The 16549-nt window shown below is 49.3% G+C and carries 14 protein-coding genes; 8 read left to right on the plus strand and 6 right to left on the minus strand.

Going from position 1 to position 16549, the window contains the following annotated elements:
• Positions 1-4: 4 nt before the first annotated feature.
• From Q9O24_08835 to Q9O24_08860, 6 genes are all read left to right on the plus strand, one after another.
• Positions 5-634 carry an AAA family ATPase gene (locus tag Q9O24_08835; GenBank protein MDQ7075237.1) on the plus strand — a complete coding sequence of 210 codons (630 nt, stop codon included), beginning with the start codon at positions 5-7 and terminating at the stop codon, positions 632-634.
• 176 nt (positions 635-810) lie between these two features.
• Positions 811-1392: a DUF302 domain-containing protein gene (locus tag Q9O24_08840; protein MDQ7075238.1), complete on the plus strand. Its 582-nt coding sequence runs from the start codon at positions 811-813 to the stop codon at positions 1390-1392.
• 135 nt (positions 1393-1527) lie between these two features.
• Complete coding sequence (locus tag Q9O24_08845; protein MDQ7075239.1) at positions 1528-2958, plus strand: dynamin family protein; 1431 nt, start codon at positions 1528-1530, stop codon at positions 2956-2958.
• Complete coding sequence (locus tag Q9O24_08850) at positions 2955-3440, plus strand: low molecular weight protein-tyrosine-phosphatase (protein MDQ7075240.1); 486 nt, start codon at positions 2955-2957, stop codon at positions 3438-3440. The genes Q9O24_08845 and Q9O24_08850 overlap by 4 nt, the downstream gene beginning before the upstream one ends.
• An 80-nt stretch (positions 3441-3520) precedes the next feature.
• Positions 3521-4216, plus strand: coding sequence for a site-2 protease family protein (locus Q9O24_08855; protein MDQ7075241.1), 696 nt, complete (start codon positions 3521-3523; stop codon positions 4214-4216).
• Between the two features lie 294 nt (positions 4217-4510).
• A complete protein-coding gene (locus tag Q9O24_08860) occupies positions 4511-4729 on the plus strand; it encodes a hypothetical protein (protein MDQ7075242.1) in 219 nt (72 codons plus the stop codon).
• 76 nt (positions 4730-4805) lie between these two features.
• On the opposite strand, the gene Q9O24_08865 is transcribed toward Q9O24_08860, so the two are convergent.
• The 5 genes from Q9O24_08865 to glgC form a co-directional block, all read right to left on the minus strand.
• The gene (locus Q9O24_08865) at positions 4806-5210 is read right to left on the minus strand and encodes a transposase (GenBank protein ID MDQ7075243.1); all 405 of its coding nucleotides are present in this window, start codon (positions 5208-5210) and stop codon (positions 4806-4808) included.
• Positions 5211-5557: 347 nt separating this feature from the next.
• Positions 5558-6604, minus strand: coding sequence for a DUF4325 domain-containing protein (locus Q9O24_08870; protein ID MDQ7075244.1), 1047 nt, complete (start codon positions 6602-6604; stop codon positions 5558-5560).
• A gap of 214 nt (positions 6605-6818) precedes the next feature.
• The gene (malQ, locus tag Q9O24_08875) at positions 6819-8306 is read right to left on the minus strand and encodes a 4-alpha-glucanotransferase (protein ID MDQ7075245.1); all 1488 of its coding nucleotides are present in this window, start codon (positions 8304-8306) and stop codon (positions 6819-6821) included.
• A gap of 10 nt (positions 8307-8316) precedes the next feature.
• On the minus strand, positions 8317-10014 hold the full coding sequence (locus Q9O24_08880) for a glycoside hydrolase family 57 protein (GenBank protein MDQ7075246.1): 1698 nt from the start codon (positions 10012-10014) through the stop codon (positions 8317-8319).
• On the minus strand, positions 10004-11272 hold the full coding sequence (gene glgC, locus Q9O24_08885; protein ID MDQ7075247.1) for a glucose-1-phosphate adenylyltransferase: 1269 nt from the start codon (positions 11270-11272) through the stop codon (positions 10004-10006). The genes Q9O24_08880 and glgC overlap by 11 nt, the downstream gene beginning before the upstream one ends.
• Positions 11273-11452: 180 nt before the next feature.
• On the opposite strand from glgC, the gene glgB reads away from it, so the two are divergent.
• Positions 11453-13636, plus strand: a complete 2184-nt coding sequence (glgB, locus tag Q9O24_08890) for a 1,4-alpha-glucan branching protein GlgB (GenBank protein ID MDQ7075248.1) — start codon at positions 11453-11455, stop codon at positions 13634-13636.
• A 14-nt stretch (positions 13637-13650) separates the two neighbouring features.
• Here the strand turns inward: glgB and Q9O24_08895 are convergent, their stop codons facing one another.
• A complete protein-coding gene (locus tag Q9O24_08895) occupies positions 13651-14172 on the minus strand; it encodes a DUF2062 domain-containing protein (GenBank protein MDQ7075249.1) in 522 nt (173 codons plus the stop codon).
• Between the two features lie 105 nt (positions 14173-14277).
• Here Q9O24_08895 and Q9O24_08900 point away from each other — a divergent pair, with 105 nt between their 5' ends.
• Positions 14278-16527 carry a DNA internalization-related competence protein ComEC/Rec2 gene (locus Q9O24_08900; protein MDQ7075250.1) on the plus strand — a complete coding sequence of 750 codons (2250 nt, stop codon included), beginning with the start codon at positions 14278-14280 and terminating at the stop codon, positions 16525-16527.
• The last annotated feature ends 22 nt before the right edge of the window (positions 16528-16549 follow it).

Below are 16549 nucleotides of genomic sequence, written 5' to 3' on the forward strand. Positions count from 1 at the left end.
GATGATGATTACATTGATTGGTAATCTAAAAGGCGGTACAGGAAAAAGTACGGTGGCGTTTAATCTGGCCGTTTGGTTGCAAACGTCTGGCAAAGAGGTGCGTCTGTTTGATTTTGATCCACAAAAAACCTTAACCGATGTGGTGGATGTGCGTCTGGATGAGGCTTATGAACCTCGGTTACAGGTGAGTGACTCGGTAGCAGAGTTGCAAGCGGTGGCTAAGCAAGGTGGAGATATTGAGGTGTTGGTGGATGTGGGGGTCTCTGATATGGAGGCCTTGACCACCGCTATTGCATTGGCCGACCGTATTGTGGTGCCGGTGCAGCCGAGTCAGGCCGATGTCTGGTCAACTCAACGTTTCCTCTCGATTGTGCGCAAACACGTCACGGATAAAAAACCGCCTCTGCTGGGGTTTATCAATCGAGCGGACACACATCATCAAGTGCGTGAAACAGAGGAGTCTGAAGAGGCGTTGCAATCGTTGCCTGGTTTGACCCATTTGCCGTTGCGCCTCTATCAACGTACGGCCTTTCGGCGCTCTTTTAGTGAAGGTTTGGCGGTCTTTGAGTTGGGCCCTTCAAGCAAAGCGGCATGGGAAGTCATGAAGTTGGCTAAACACCTTTATCCCCAATAGTGGTTATGTGCGACCCTCTATAAGGGGGTAATAAGAGGCGTACTGTGGCGCGTTGATTCATTAGTGCGTACCCTCTCACGCTGGGATTCCGGTTTTTCTGATATTATTACGCCCCTGTTTGGGTGTTTTATGACTAAAAAAATTTAATTTATAGACGTTATTTAGGAGTGAGACGTATGTTTAAAAGTTTATTTGCCTTGATTGGTTTTGTGACGGTGCTGGCTTTGGGTGCTGGGGCGGTCAAATTTGCCCCTTATTATGAACAGATGAAAGGTTTTGATGAAGGTGCTTTAGCCACCTACACGGAGATGGTGACCAAATTGCTGGAGACCGGTAACAGCGCTGAGGCGACCGTATGGAAAGTCAAGGTCGAGTCTGAACTCAGTGCAGCGGACGTTGAGCAGTCGATGAAAATGGTTGCTAACGAACACAACATGTCCAATGTGGGTGAACTGCCACTGTACAAAGACGTGGAAATGAAAACCGGTAAACCGTACCGTTTTGCCAAAATTTACATGTTCTGCAACTCACTTACCGCTGCAAAAATGATGGATTACAGCGATTCATTTTCCGCTTATTTGCCTTGTCGTATCAGTTTGATTGAAGATAAAACCGGCCAATTGTGGCTCTACTCTTTGAATATGGACATGATGATCTACGGTGGTACCCCTCTGCCTGCAGATCTAAAAGAAGAGGCGATGCGAGTCAAGATGGTGATTCAAGACATTATGGGTCGCGGTGCTGCTGGCGACTTTTAATTTTGTTTGATGCGTAATCGGTTACAACAAAGAGCCCTAGGCGTTAGTTTTGCTAGCCCTAGGGCTGTTTCGTTTCAGTGACAAAAAATTTGTGATAAATTCTGGTCCAAGTTAGCTTAATAGGATGTGTTAATTATGAGCAGTACTGTTTTAGAGAGTCGTTTGCAAAGTTTGCAACAGCATTTGCAGCAAGAGAACCCCATTTTACTGGAGGCGATTGAGGGCTTTCGTGAGTTGGATCGTGTCGCTTACGGGATGGGTTTGCTCTCCAAGGATGAGTCTTATGCCACCCAAATTCCGTGGTGGCCATTGATATCCATTTTAGGCACCTTTTCAGCGGGTAAGTCGAGTTTTATTAATCACTATACGGGTACTCGTTTGCAGTCCACCGGCAATCAAGCGGTGGACGATAAATTTTCGGTGCTCTGCTACAGCCAAGGCGAAGATGGACGGGTTTTGCCCGGTTTGGCGTTGGACTCGGATATGCGTTTTCCCTTTTTTAAAATCAGCGATGAAATTGAGAAAGTCGCTGAAGGAGAAGGTCGGCGCATCGATGCGTATTTACAGCTTAAAACCAGTTCATCGGAGAATTTGCGCGGTAAAATTCTGATCGATTCACCGGGGTTTGATGCTGATGCTCAGCGCACATCAACCTTAAGAATCACCAAACACATCATTGATCTGTCTGATCTGGTGTTGGTCTTTTTTGATGCGCGTCACCCTGAACCTGGTGCGATGCACGATACTTTGAAACATTTGGTTGAGGACACCATCGGGCGTAACGATTCGAATAAATTTCTCTATATTTTGAATCAAGTTGATACCGCTGCGCGTGAAGATAATTTGGAAAACATTGTGGCTGCATGGCAGCGTGCTTTGTCGCAAAAAGGTTTGACCGCAGGGCGATTTTTCACCATTTACAATGAAGATGCGGCGGTACCTATTGAAGACGATGCGGTGCGTCAGCGTTATGAAAATAAGCGTAAACAGGATATGGCGGACATTCATGAGCGTATGCATCAAGTGGAAGTGGAGCGCGCTTATCGTATTGTCGGTCAACTGGAGCGGGTGGCTCATGACATTGAAGAGCGTCATGTACCCGCGATAACGGCCTTGTTGCAACGCTGGCGGCAACGGGTGATGTGGCTGGACGGTGGGCTTTATGGTCTATTATTGGTCTTTTTACTCTGGATAGGCGTGTCTCTGCCGTGGATAGAAAGTCTGTTTAACAGCCCTGAGATGAGTCTTATGTTTGTGGTATCGACGGTTTTAATTTTAGGTGGTCTGCACCATTTTTCACGGGAAGTGGTGACGCGTTTTATGGTTAAAACAATGAAAAAATCGGGAGATGAAAGCTACCTTGTTGCTCTGCGAAAAAACACCCGTTTTTGGCGTTCTGTTGTGCAGAAAACCCCAACCGGTTGGGGACGACGGGCGAAAAAACGCCTGACTGCGGTGATGAATAAGTCTTCGGCGTTTGTCCAACGTCTGAATGATCAGTTTACCAACCCTTCTGGTGTGGCCGCTGAAGCGAAAAAAACCGAAACGGTGGCACCAAAAAAATGAAAAATATAAAAGTATTATTTGTTTGCATGGGTAATATTTGTCGCTCACCGACCGCTGAGGGTGTGTTTACTCAGTTGGTGAGTGAGGCGGGTTTGAGTGATCGTTTCGAAATTGATTCGGCAGGCACACACAGCTACCACATTGGTAAAAAGCCGGATAAACGTGCTCAAGAGGCTGCGTTGCAGCGCGGTCTTGATTTGAGTGGGTTGCGGGGGCGTGAGGTCTACAAAGAGGATTTTGCCTATTTTGATTACATCTTAGCGATGGATAAAGACAATCTGCGTGATTTGAAGCTGATTTCGCCTAAAGCAGAATTTGAAGGCAAAATTCATCTGTTTTTGGATTTTTCTGAACAGGCCAGTGAGAGCGAAGTGCCTGATCCTTATTATGGTGGCGATCAAGGTTTTGAGCATGTGCTGGATCTGGTGCAACAGGCTTCGGTGGGTTTGTTAGCGCAGATTCGTCAGCAGCATCAGCTCTGATTTTTTTGTCGTCTCTGTAGGCCTCAATTGTTGCAGTGATTGAGGCTTTTTTTTGCCTGTATAAAATTGAATTGAAGAAGGTGATTGTTGTGGAATTATGGATAAAAATAGCACTCTGGATTGTGCCGGTAATTTTTGCGGTGACGTTACATGAAATTGCTCACGGTTGGGCGGCCAGTTATTTTGGTGATAACACCGCCAAAAATTTGGGGCGGCTGAAGCTTAACCCTGTGCGTCATATTGATCCGGTGGGTTCGGTGTTGGTGCCAGGTCTGTTGCTTTGGATGAGCGGCATGGTGTTTGGTTGGGCGAAACCGGTGCCGGTGAATGTGGCGGCGCTGCACAACCCAAAACGAGACATGGGTTTGGTGGCGTTGGCAGGGCCTGCGGCCAATCTAGTCATGGCGATTTTTTGGGCCTTTATAATGAAGCTGGGTTTGTGGGTCGGAGAGTCCAATGAACTGCTCTCTTCCATCATGCTGTTTATGGGGGTGGCGGGGGTGCTGATCAACACCGCGTTGATGATGTTTAATTTATTACCTTTGCCGCCTCTGGATGGTGGCCGTGTGTTGGCGGCGCTGCTGCCGATGCAACAAGCGGTGTGGCTGATGAAATTGGAACGCTGGGGGTTTTTGATTTTGGTCTTGCTGTTGGTCAGCGGTCTGTCAGCAAAAATTATTTGGCCAATGATGGAAGTGGGTTTGGCGCTGTCGTTGTCGGTGGCGGGCATTCCTATGGAGCTTTTTAGTAATGTGCTGGGGCACCTGTTGTCTTGATTTTTGCTAAATTGATGGAGTGTGTATGATGATGGGTATTGAGTGTTAGGCAAAAAATAAGATTTTAAATTGTTTGTGTTGCGGGGAGCGTTTTTGTGAGTGATACGGCACGGTTTTCCTTTAGTGGTGGTTTGAGAGAAAAATTGGTTTTTTACTGCTTTTCTTTTGTTCGTTCTGTGTTTGTTTTATTGATTTTATTTGCCTTGTATAACGTTTTTGCTGGTATTAATCAGAATCGTTTGATCTTTGATGATTTTAATGTGCCGACTTCTTTGGATGTAAAAGGTTACAGCGGTGGCAAAACAGAAACAAGCGGTCTTAGATCTGCGCTACGCGCAGCACCCAGAACGCTTTGTGAACGGAGCCCCAACTGTGCCGTTGCCACCGACCTTCGTGGCCATCAACCCTCTGTACTCCGATGAGGGAGAGGAGATGCTGACGGATCGGGTGAATTTCCCAACGCTGACAGCAGCGGGTTACGTCAAAGAAGAGGAGAAACTGATGGTATCTTGAAATTGAGCGTCCATTTGAGGTTGACACGTTCCGACACTCATGGGTAAGTCTGTGGGACGGTGCTCCACGACGGTGTTCATGCATCGCTCCCACTGCTCAGATGATCGAGCATCGACAACGCTTTTTTTTGAAGATCCAAACAGTCGTTGGCAATCTGCACCTTGCGCTTCAAGCGGTCGTTCTCTTTGCGCAGCTGTTCGTTTTGGCGCTGCTCGGGGGTCTTGGAGGACGCAGGTCCTGGGCGGCTTTTGCTCAAACCTTCAACGCCGTGTGCTTCGTAGTCTCGTCGCCAATCACAGAGTTGATTGTTGTAGAGCTTCTCGCGTCGAAGCAAGGCACCCAGCTCTCCGTGTTTACAGGCATCCGCCTCGGCAAGAATCTTTAATTTGTAGTCGGCATTGAAACGACGTCGGGTTCGTTTCTCTAGAGCCGGCTTCGGTGTGACTTGGGTCTCGGGCAGTTCGGTAACTGAGTTTGGCATGCTGCTTCATCCTGGTTTCTAACCCTGATATCTATGTTATCTCATACAAGGTCTGTATGGACGCAGGTTGACACACAGGGCCTCTGTGTTCTGTTTGAAACCCAGCGAGCCGCTACCGCTTCGGTCTGGATATTAATCGAGCCTTGGGGCTGATCAAGAAGCGACCCAAACTACCCTGACACAGGGGGTGAATTGAATCAGTAAACTTAACTTTCAGGGAGCTGGGGTTACAGTGCCGAAAGCTGCGGAATTCGCTCGGCTTGAATAGCGGGAAATAGGGAAGGTACTGCCGTTTTAGACAGACGTTGCTGTAAGGACAACGATCATCAGCAGTTCTTGGGGCGAACCTAATCAGGATTGGCTTTAGCAGCATGAATCATTCTGTCAATACTATCAGTAGTATGAACTGACATGATACTAACCTGAGGGTTTCTACGAGTGAAAACACGAAATACTTCATCTGCAAAAGCCTGTCCAATTGAATCCACATCAGAAAAATCTAAAAGTATATTATTAAATTTTTCTACACGATTTAATATTCGTTTTGCCTGTGACCTAGATACAAGCTTTTCACCCTCATACAAGACTAATTTAACTGGTACTACAGTAGTATTAAAAGCAAAGTCTTCATCCTCAGTACCTGTAAATGCATCGAAAACATCACCAAGGTTTATTGCGCTATCTAAAGCTACTTTCATGTACACGGTTGTGCCTTTTTGCTCGCTATCATTATGAAATAAATAGTCATCAGCTCCTTCATTGTGCGAAAAAATCAAATCTCCGCTATAAATATAAAACGTATCAAATGTTCTAGAGGTAAAAAAAATACCTTGGCCAGTATGATTTTCTGGGTCTGTCGTTAGTTTTCCCTTGCTAAGTTCTAGTATTGATTCCCTAGGGTCGCTTAACTTCATTACACGAGAAATGTGATTAAAAATACCCTCGCCATTATCTGAGATAAAAAACTCTATATAGTCATTATTTATTTTTGCACTAATATATACAGATTTTCCACCAGAGTGATCTATGGCATTATTTAGCATTTCAGTAAAACCATAATGGCAAATGTCTTCAATTTCATTAGGTAAGTTTTTAAAAATATAACTAAAATCTTTATAGTAGACATCACTTTCATGAAGATTTTTAAGAGAAAATTCTTGGGTATGAGAGCGTTTGGCACCTAATGCATAAATTCGTGCTTTTGTATTTCCTTCGGCAACTAAGTACCCCATTTTTATTAAGGCAGATAGATGAGTGTGAATAGTTTGGCGACTGACATTAAAAATTTCTTGTCCATCATGAATCATTTGATGGTTGTCGGACTTAACAGCACTTAGTAAGTACTTTCTAATCAGTCTTGAGCGTTTTGTTTTACCTAATGAATTAGCAGTCATTGTCAACCCGTTACAGATTCATTGTCAAGTTATAGAGTCGTCATTGTAAAGGTATTGGTAGTAGATTGTAAAGAAGTGGATTTTTATTTGAGCTCTAACTATGTGTTAGCCGGATAAGAAAAGATTAAGAGTAGTGGATAACCAAGCCTGAATACAATAAAAACGCTAAATTCCTTTTACCTAAAAAGCAAGAGATTTTTAAAACCCTCACTTTCTAAACTCGGCCATAAAGCCGATTCAAATGCAAACAGTGCTGTGCCAGCTCTTCGTTCAATGCCCCAGCTTGATAACCCCAGCTCCAATTCTCTTCGCTGCTGACCCCTGGCACATTCATCCGATCTTCGCTGCCCAAACTCAAAATATCTTGCACGGGCAAAATGGCCAGCTGAGCTACAGAGGCCAGTGTGCTGCGGATCAGCGGCCACGGCATGGCTTCTTGTGGCTGGCCGAGATAGCCCTTGATGTGCTGCTTTAAATCCTCAGGCGCATTTTGAAACCAACCCAGCGTGGTGTCGTTGTCGTGAGTGCCGGTGTAGACCACGCTGTTGAGCTGATGGTTGTGAGACAGATAGGGGTTACTGGCTCCACCCTCAAAGGCAAACTGTAAAATCTTCATCCCGGGCAGTTCAAATTTCAGGCGTAGAGCCTCGACCTCGGGAGTGATGATGCCCAAATCCTCGGCAATAATGGGCAGCGGATCAAAATTGTCTTGGAACGTTTTGAACAGCGCCTCTCCAGGGGCTTTAACCCACCGACCCTCTTCTGCCGTGGGGCAACTGGCGGGAATCTCCCAGTAGGACTCAAAGCCGCGAAAATGATCAATGCGCACCAGATCGAACAGATCCAATTGGCTGCGCATCCGTTGCAACCACCACTGAAAACCATCGGCTTGCATCACCTGCCAACGGTAGAGGGGATTGCCCCACCGCTGGCCGGTGGCAGAGAAATAATCGGGCGGCACGCCAGCCACCACATGGGGTTGGCCGTTCTCATCCAGAAAAAAGTGTTCCGGTTGGCTCCAGACATCGGCGCTGTCGTGGGCGACAAAAATCGGAATGTCGCCAAAGAGTAAAATGCCGTTTTGATTGGCGTACTCCCGCAGCTGATGCCACTGGCGAAAAAAGAGAAATTGCTCAAACTGGTGGTAAGCGACGCTGCCCGCCAACTCGGAACGCCGTTGTTGTAATGCGTCGTCATGGCGATTGCGTTCGGCCTCTGGCCAGAGCCACCACGGTTGACCTTGATGCTGTTCTTTCAGAGATTGATACAGGGTGTAGTCGTCGAGCCACGTTTGATGCTGTTGCTTGAACTCCTGCAAAGCCTGACGATCCGTCTCACTTGCACTCTGTTTAAAACCTTGCCATGCGAGCTTGAGGCAACGCAATCGGCACTGTTCGGGGCGTTCATCGTTTGGGCGTTGCAGTGCCTCGGCGCTGAGCCAACCGCTTTGCACCAATTGCCCTAAATTAATCAGATAGGCATTGCCTGCGTGTACCGAATAACTTTGATAGGGAGAAGCGTTGTAGGCCACCGGCCCCAAGGGCAAGGTTTGCCAGACGCTGAAACCGGCCTGTTTGAGGAAATCAACAAAGGCGTAGGCCTCTGCGCCTAAATCACCGCTGCCCATTTCACTGGGCAAAGAGGTAGGGTGCAGCAGCAGACCGGCGCGGCGCTGATTTAAAGTCGCATGAGCAGAGTGCAAAAGGAAGCTCCTATTGACCAGGGCGCATCACACCGCCAAGGGAGGGGTCTCCGCTGCCGTGGGCAAAACGCTGAGTGAGGTAGTCGGGGGCATTTACGCCCAAGAGCAGATAAAGGTTGCTCAGGTGCTGGCGGAACAGCTGCTCGAAACTGCTCACCGCTGCTTCGGGGTTGTAGTCACCAAACCACCAGAACCAGTCTGAACTTTCGCAGGTGGCCAGCTGGTGTTGCAGCGCGTGTAGTTGCTCGTCGCTAAAGGTGTTTTCCGCCACAGTGGCATCGTAAATTCGTTTAGCATCGCAGAGCATGTCCCAACCTCGGTTTTTATCTTTGTCACCGATCCAAGTAGAAAAGGTGCCGTAGACCCAACTGCCTGCCACCAATGGGGGCGAGGAGGGGTGCGTTTGTTGGCTCAGATCGGCAAAGGTGGTGAGCTTGAGGGTGGGGTGGTTTTCCAGCGCAGCGTAGAGTTGATCGAGAAAATGAAAGCCGTTTTCGGGGAAATGTTCCCATGCGTTTTCACCGTCCATAATAATCGAGACCACGTTGCCTGGTTGCTGAGCACGGGCGTGACGAATGACCTCCAGATGGTTGATCAGATCGCCGACCGCATCTTCGGTGTGCCAGTTGGCGTAGTGGAAACCGATCAGATCGGAGAGGCCATCGTCGCGGAAAAAGAGCTGCGTACCGGAAGCGTCGTCTTGATAACCTTGATGCAGCCAGTTTTTATGCTGCTCGTCTCGGGGCCAGTGAGCCTGTTGTAGGCTGTTGCTGAGTACGGTTTCACCGCTGGCGAGCCATTTTATTCCCGCATCGGCGTAGAGTTGCAGACTCTCTTGGCTGGTGCCACCTTCAGAGGGCCAACAGCCTTTTGGTTTAAAGCCAAAGTGGTGCTCAAAGGTGTTGATGCCTTCCTCGATGTGCCAACGGGCGCGGGTTTCCCCATCGGGGTAGGCGGCCAAAATGGGCAGATTGACCTCAGGCATTGCTTCACGGGCGCTGTCAAAATTGAGCAACAAGGGCACGATGGGGTGGGCTTGTGGAGAGATTGAAAGTTCTATTTGCCCCCGTTGCGCCAACACCTTGTAACGGTTCAGCACGCCTGAGAGCAGCTCACTGATGATTTGCATCAGTTGGTGGCGCTCTGAAAGCGTGTAGCCTGTGCCTTTTTCGATCAGTTTTTGCACACGTTTATCTTTACGGCGCACGGTCTCACCCAACCACGCTAAGTGGTACCAGACCAGCAGGTCGGCCAGATAATGGTCGCTGAGGTAGGTGGTGCTGTTCTCTTCTTTTTGCACCAGACGCGCCAAATTTGCGAGGCGTTGATAAGGCGGAAAGCGGTGGATAAACCGCTGCTCATTGACCCGCAGACAGGCGCTGATCAGCTCTTGTCGCTGTTCGGAATGGCGGGGTAAAACCGCCGCATCCAACGCCGCCAGCAGCGGGTCACGCAGGGCGCTGCCTTCTTTGAGGTAGCTTTGGACTTGTTGGGCGTAGTCTTCGATCTGATTGAGCAAGATGGGCGCGAAGTTGACCACCACCCGTGCTGCGGGGTGGTTTTCTAGATGCGCCACCATGTCCACATAATCTTTGATGGCGTGTAAGTACGTCCAAGGAAGCTGGTATTCACCGCTGAGGTGATCGCGGTATTCAGGCTGGTGCATGTGCCAGCAGAAGACGACATTTAAGGGAGGCTCATCGTGCATGGTGAATCACCTGTTCTAACATTTCAGGTACCACCAGAGTCACGCCGTTGTCGGTGACGTGAAAGCGTTTGCGGTCTTCGTCTGGGTTTTCGCCGATGATGGTACCTTCAGGAAGTTTGCAACCTTTGTCGATGACCGCTTTTTTGATCCGGCAGTGTCGTCCAATTTCAACGTTGGGCAGAATGACGGAATCTTCTACCAGTGAGTAGGAGTTGACTTTGACATTGGAAAACAGCAGTGAGTGACGTACGGTGGAACCAGAAATAAGACAGCCGCCGGAGACCATCGAGTCTACTGCCATGCCACGGCGTTCGTCATCGTCGAAGACAAATTTAGCCGGTGGCAGTTGTTCTTGATAGGTCCAAATAGGCCACTCTTCGTCGTAGAGGTTGAGGTCTGGGCTGACCCCGATCAGTTCTAAATTGGCTTCCCAGAAGGAATCAACTGTACCCACATCACGCCAGTAGGCTTGATTGCCTTTGTGTAGATGAGATAAAGGACAGGCCACCACACGGTGTTTTTCGATAATAGCGGGAATGATGTCGTGGCCAAAGTCGTGAGTAGAATCGGTCATTTTGGCATCAGCCATGAGTTGTTCGTAGAGAAATTCGGTGTTGAACAGATAAATGCCCATAGATGCCAGCGCACGATCGGGGTTGTTTGGCATCGCCTCGGGTTGCTCGGGTTTTTCTGAGAATTTGGTGATGCGGTTTTTGTTATCAACACTCATGACACCGAACGATTTGGCCGCATCGAGATCAATTTCGATGCAGCCAATGGTCATGTCGGCGTTGTTTTCCAAATGATGCGCCAACATCAAGCCGTAGTCGGTGCGATAAATATGGTCACCAGCTAAAATAAGCACATAATCGGGGCTGTGGCTGCGAATGATGTCCAGATTTTGGTAGACCGCATCGGCGGTGCCGGTGTACCAACTGTTGACGATGCGCTGTTGAGCGGGCAGCAGCTCGATGAACTCACCAAATTCACCGCGAAAAATACCCCAGCCTTTTTGGATGTGGCGGATCAGCGAGTGGGATTTGTACTGGGTTAAGACGGCAATGTTGCGGATGCCGGAGTTGACGCAGTTGGAAAGAGCAAAGTCGATGATGCGGAATTTTCCGCCAAAGGGAACCGCTGGTTTGGCGCGCCAATTGGTCAGTTGTTTCAGGCGCGAGCCTCGACCACCCGCTAAAATCAACGCCAGTGTATTTCGGGTTGGGTGAGTTACAAATCGTGCGGTATAATCAGGATGCATATTTTTACTTCTCCTTTGGAGCCATCTAAGGCTGGGTGCATAGGGTCGAGGTAATGCGTGAGTGTTGTTGTTCTGTTTTGCATCGAATAGCATAGCATCTGGATAAGAGTACTAATAAATAACACAGACTTTTCACAATGAATACTAAATTCTGGAATTTAATTCCAAGGTAGCCACTTTATGGATCACAAGGTAGATATTCGGCAGATTACGCCAGAGATGCAGCGCATTATCGACAGCCGTCATCACGATCCCTTTTCGGTTTTGGGGCGACACGAGCAGGCGGATTCGGTGTTGGTGCGGCTGTTTTTACCCAAGGTGCAGTGGGTTAAATTTGCCGAGAGCGGTGAGGCTTTGCAGCGCATCGAGGGCAGTGATTTTTTTATCTGGCAGGGTGAAAAGGAACAGTTACCGAGCCATTATCGTTTGCGCGGTGAGTTGAGCGACGGCCAATCGTTTGAACGCTATGACCCGTACTGTTTCGGTGCGCAGTTGGGTGAGCTGGACATTCATCTGTTTAACGAGGGCAAACATTGGCATGCCTATCGTTTTTTAGGCGCACATCAACGCACCGTCGAAGGCATTGAGGGTATTTTGTTTGCAGTCTGGGCACCCGGTGCGGAGCGCATCAGTGTGGTGGGTGAGTTCAATCTATGGGATGGTCGTTGTCATCCGATGCGGGTGCGTGGTGGCAGTGGGGTTTGGGAACTGTTTATCCCCGAACTGCCTTTGGGTTCGCTGTATAAATTTGAAATTCGCAACGCTCAACACGGCTCCATCAGTCTTAAATCCGATCCTTATGGCCAGTTTTTTGAGCAACGCCCGAATACTTCTTCGGTGGTGTTGGGTGAGTCCCAATACGGTTGGCAAGACGGCAATTGGATGGAGGTGCGTAAAAAGCGCGATTGGTTGCAAGAGCCGCTCTCTATTTATGAGTTGCATTTGGGTTCGTGGCAACGCGGTGAGGATAACGGTTTCATTAATTATCGGCAGATTGCCGAGCAGTTGGTGCCGTACGTTAAAAAACTGGGGTTTACTCACATCGAGCTGTTGCCCATTTCGGAACATCCATTGGATGCTTCTTGGGGCTATCAGACCACCGGTTTTTATGCCCCCACCAGTCGTTTTGGCTCGCCCGATGATTTTCGCTATTTGATTGATCACTGTCATCAACACGGCATTGGGGTGTTGTTGGATTGGGTGCCAGCGCATTTTCCCAAAGACGCTCACGGGTTGGGGCGTTTTGATGGCGAAGCGCTTTATGAACACGCCGATCCGCGTCAAGGTGAACACCGTGATTGGGGTACGTTGATTTTTAATTACGGTCGCAGCGAGGTAAAAAACTTCCTCATCTCCAACGCCATTTATTGGATGGAGGAGTTTCATCTGGACGGTTTGCGGGTGGATGCGGTGGCCTCGATGCTCTATTTGGATTACTCCCGTGAGCCAGATGAGTGGATTCCCAATGAACACGGTGGTCGCGAAAACTTGCAGGCCATCGCTTTTTTGCGCGAGATGAACGAAATCGTTCACGCCCGTTTTCCAGGCGCGATGGTGATGGCGGAAGAGTCCACCTCATGGCCACAGGTGACACGCCCCACATGGCTGGGTGGGTTGGGTTTCTCGATGAAATGGAATATGGGCTGGATGCACGACAGCTTGGACTATTTTCAGCAAGATCCGGTGTATCGTCAGTATCATCACGATAAACTCACCTTTGGTTTGATGTACGCATTTCAAGAGAACTTTGCTCTGCCCTTTTCTCATGATGAGGTGGTGCATGAAAAAGGCTCGATGATTGCAAAAATGCCGGGAGACGAGTGGCAAAAATTTGCCAATCTGCGTTTGCTCTACACGTATATGTTTACCTATCCAGGCAAAAAATTGCTTTTTATGGGCTGTGAGTTTGCTCAATATCGTGAGTGGAATGAAGATGTCTCTCTGGATTGGTATTTGTCAGAGGATAACAAACACAGCGGTATGCAGCAGCTGGTGGCGGATCTGAACGGTTTGTATCGAAATCAAACCGCACTTTATAAACACGATTTTGATGGTCAGGGGTTTGAGTGGATTGATTGCCATGACAGCTCGCAGTCCGTGTTGAGTTACCTGCGTCACAGTGAGGATGAATCCCTTGTGGTGGTGCTGAATTTTACCCCTATACCGAGGGAAAATTACCGCATTGGTTTGCCCGCAGCAGGAGAATATGAAGTGGTGTTTAACTCTGATTCGACCTACTACGGTGGCAGCAATGTGGGAAATCCAACTCGCTTGCACAGTGAAACAGAGACATGGATGGGTAAATCGGATTCAGTGGCGTTGACCTTACCCCCGCTGGCGGGGTTGATTTTAAGGCGCTGTTAATGATGTATGAGCATTTAACGCAGGGCTTTTCGTCGTTGGCGTTTTTTTAACGCCTGCACCACATGATAGCGCCAAAAAATTCTCATGCCCGCATAGCCCAGCAGCGCACTGACGATGCCCATCACCAAGCAGCCGAGTAGAAACGGCTGCCATATTTGTCCCAAACCGCTGCTAAACCAAGCCAGACTTAATTCAAACTGAAAAATCTGCGCGTCGTAACCCAGCAAAGCAGCACCCACCACATACGCAGTGTAGAACAGCGCTGGCATGGTGATAGGGTTGGTTAGCCAGACTAAACTAATGGAGATGGGCAGGTTGGCGCGGCAGGGTACAGCGGCAATGGCGGCAAACAGCATCTGAAACGGCACTGGCATCCATGCCATAAAGAGGCCGACGCCAAAGGCATTGGCGATGGAGCGGCGGTTAATGTGCCATAGATTGGGGTCGTGCAGCAGCGTGCCAAGGCATTGAAGGTTCTTATGTTTACGAACTTTGTTCGGGTCTGGCATAAGACGTTTGAAAATCTGCTTTGGCATGAGGGGGTATCGGTCTCAATGAAAAGTTGTCACAGCGTGTGCTTGGGAAGCGTATAAATCAATTTAGGCATTATCCACCTTTATGAGCAAAACAGGAACCAGCTTGTGAGCGCGCTCGCTTTTTTGCTGGGCGTTTTTCTGATTCATATCAGTACCCTTTTTTTTATCCCACTCTTGTTGGTGTTTTTGCTGGCGGCTTTGGTTTTTTATTATGGGGCTGGCTGGCGTTGGTTGATGTGGTTGTTACTGGGCTGGTGTTGGGCGAGCAGTGCTCTATTGATCTATCAGAGTCGTTTGTTGCCAGCGGAGCTGGAAGGAAAGGATCTGCGCGTGCGTGGAGTGGTGGTTTCGCTGCTTGCGGTTGCGGGGGCAAAAAAACGCTTTTTGTTTCAAGTCGGTGAATGGCAAAAAGAGGGGGTCTGGCTGCCGGTCAAGTGGCGTTTGAAATTGAGCGAATACGGTCAGGATAAACCGTTGCGTGGCGGTGAGTCGTGGTCGTTGTTGGTGCGACTAAAACGACCGCACGGCTTTAAAAATCCAGCGGGGTTTGATTACCAACGTTGGTTAATGATGCAGGGCATTCACGCTACGGGCTATGTGCGGCCTAAAGCGGAGCGTGTTTTTCTAGGGGAAACCTCTGCGGCTTACGGATTGCTGCGTTGGCGGCAAACTCTATCGGATCAACTGCAACGGTTGTTGCCAAAGGATTCATTGCAGGGGATTTTGCGCGCGTTGGTGTTGGCGGATCGAAACGGCATTGAGGAAGATCAGTGGCGGGTGCTGCGCAAAACCGGCACCGCACATTTGGTGGCTATTTCGGGGCTGCACATCGGTTTGGCAGCCGCTCTTGGGCATCTGCTGGCATCGTTGTTGTGGCGCTGTTTGGGCGGCTGGCGCTTGCGCATCGGTCGGCTTGTTTTTGCCGCCTATTTTGCGTTGCTGTTCGCGCTTGTGTATGCCGCGTTAGCGGGGTTTTCTCTACCGACGCAACGGGCGTTGATCATGCTGTCGGTCTGGCTGGGTGCGGTGATCTTTCAGCGACCCTTGAAGCCGTTGCGAGGCCTCTCTCTGGCGCTGTTGGGGGTGTTGCTTCTTGATCCCTTGGCGGCGTTTTCGGCCAGTTTCTGGCTCTCGTTTTCTGCGGTGGCGCTGATTTTTTATCTCTTTGTGGGGCGTTTGCAGCACGAAGTGCGTTGGTTGCAGTGGGGTCGTCTGCATTTAGCCTTGGCACTGGGGTTGTCGCCGCTGTTGCTGCTCTTTTTTCAGCAGAGTTCAGTGGTGGCTCCATTGGCAAATCTGCTGTCGGTACCGTGGATGACGATGGTGGTGGTGCCTCTGTCGTTGTTGGCTACGCTGATTTTGCCATTGGATGCTGCCGTGAGCGGTTGGCTGTTTGAATGGGCTAATTCGGCGCTGTGGCTGCTGTGGTTATTTTTGCAACGTTTGGCAGACGTGCCGTGGGCGGCGTGGCCGTTTGCTGTTTCATCCCTTTGGTTGTTGCCCTCGACAATTTTGGCGCTGCTGCTGCTGTTTGCCCCCCGTGGTTTTCCAGCACGTTGGTTGTTTATGCCGTTATTAATGCCGCTGTTGTTATACCAGCCGCAGCGGCCAAAACAGGGTGAGCTGTTTGTGACGGTGTTGGATGTGGGGCAGGGGTTGTCGGTACTGCTGCAAACACAGCAGCACACTCTGCTTTACGATACGGGGGCGAAATTCAGCGTCCGTTTTGATGCGGCGCGGGCAGTGATTATTCCTTTGCTGCGCCAGCAACGCATTAAGCAGATTGATCGGCTGATTTTATCCCACGATGATGGCGATCATGTGGGGGCATTGCCGCCATTGTTGGATGTGTTTCCAGTAAAACAGTTGAGCAGCGGTCAGCCAGAGCGTTGGCCGCATTTGCGAGTGGATGTCTGTCGTGCCGGTCAGAGCTGGGTCTGGGATGAGGTGCGCTTTGAATTTTTGCACCCAACAGAGAGAGAAGAAAAGGGCGATAATAATTATTCTTGTTTGTTAAAGGTGACGACGCAGTGGGGTTCGGTCTTGTTGACAGGAGACATTGAGAAGCCAGTGGAGAAGAGCCTGTTACGGGCGGGGGCTGATTTGCAGGCAGCGGTGTTGATCGCAGCTCATCATGGCAGTAACTCCTCCTCTAGTTTGGCTTTTATTCAGGCGGTGCGACCGCAGTATGTGATTTATTCAACCGGTTATAAAAACCGTTTTCACTTGCCTCATCCGTCGGTGGTGGCGCGGTTCCAGACGTTGGGGGTGGTGGCGTTTAATACCGCTGAGGTGGGAGCGGTGCGGGTGCATTTGGCTTCTACGCTAAGTGTGTTGCCGATGAAAGTGAAATAAACTACTCTTAGGAAGGTTGGTT

The organism is Gammaproteobacteria bacterium, assembly GCA_030949385.1.
GTDB lineage: Bacteria > Pseudomonadota > Gammaproteobacteria > JAUZRS01 > JAUZRS01 > JAUZRS01.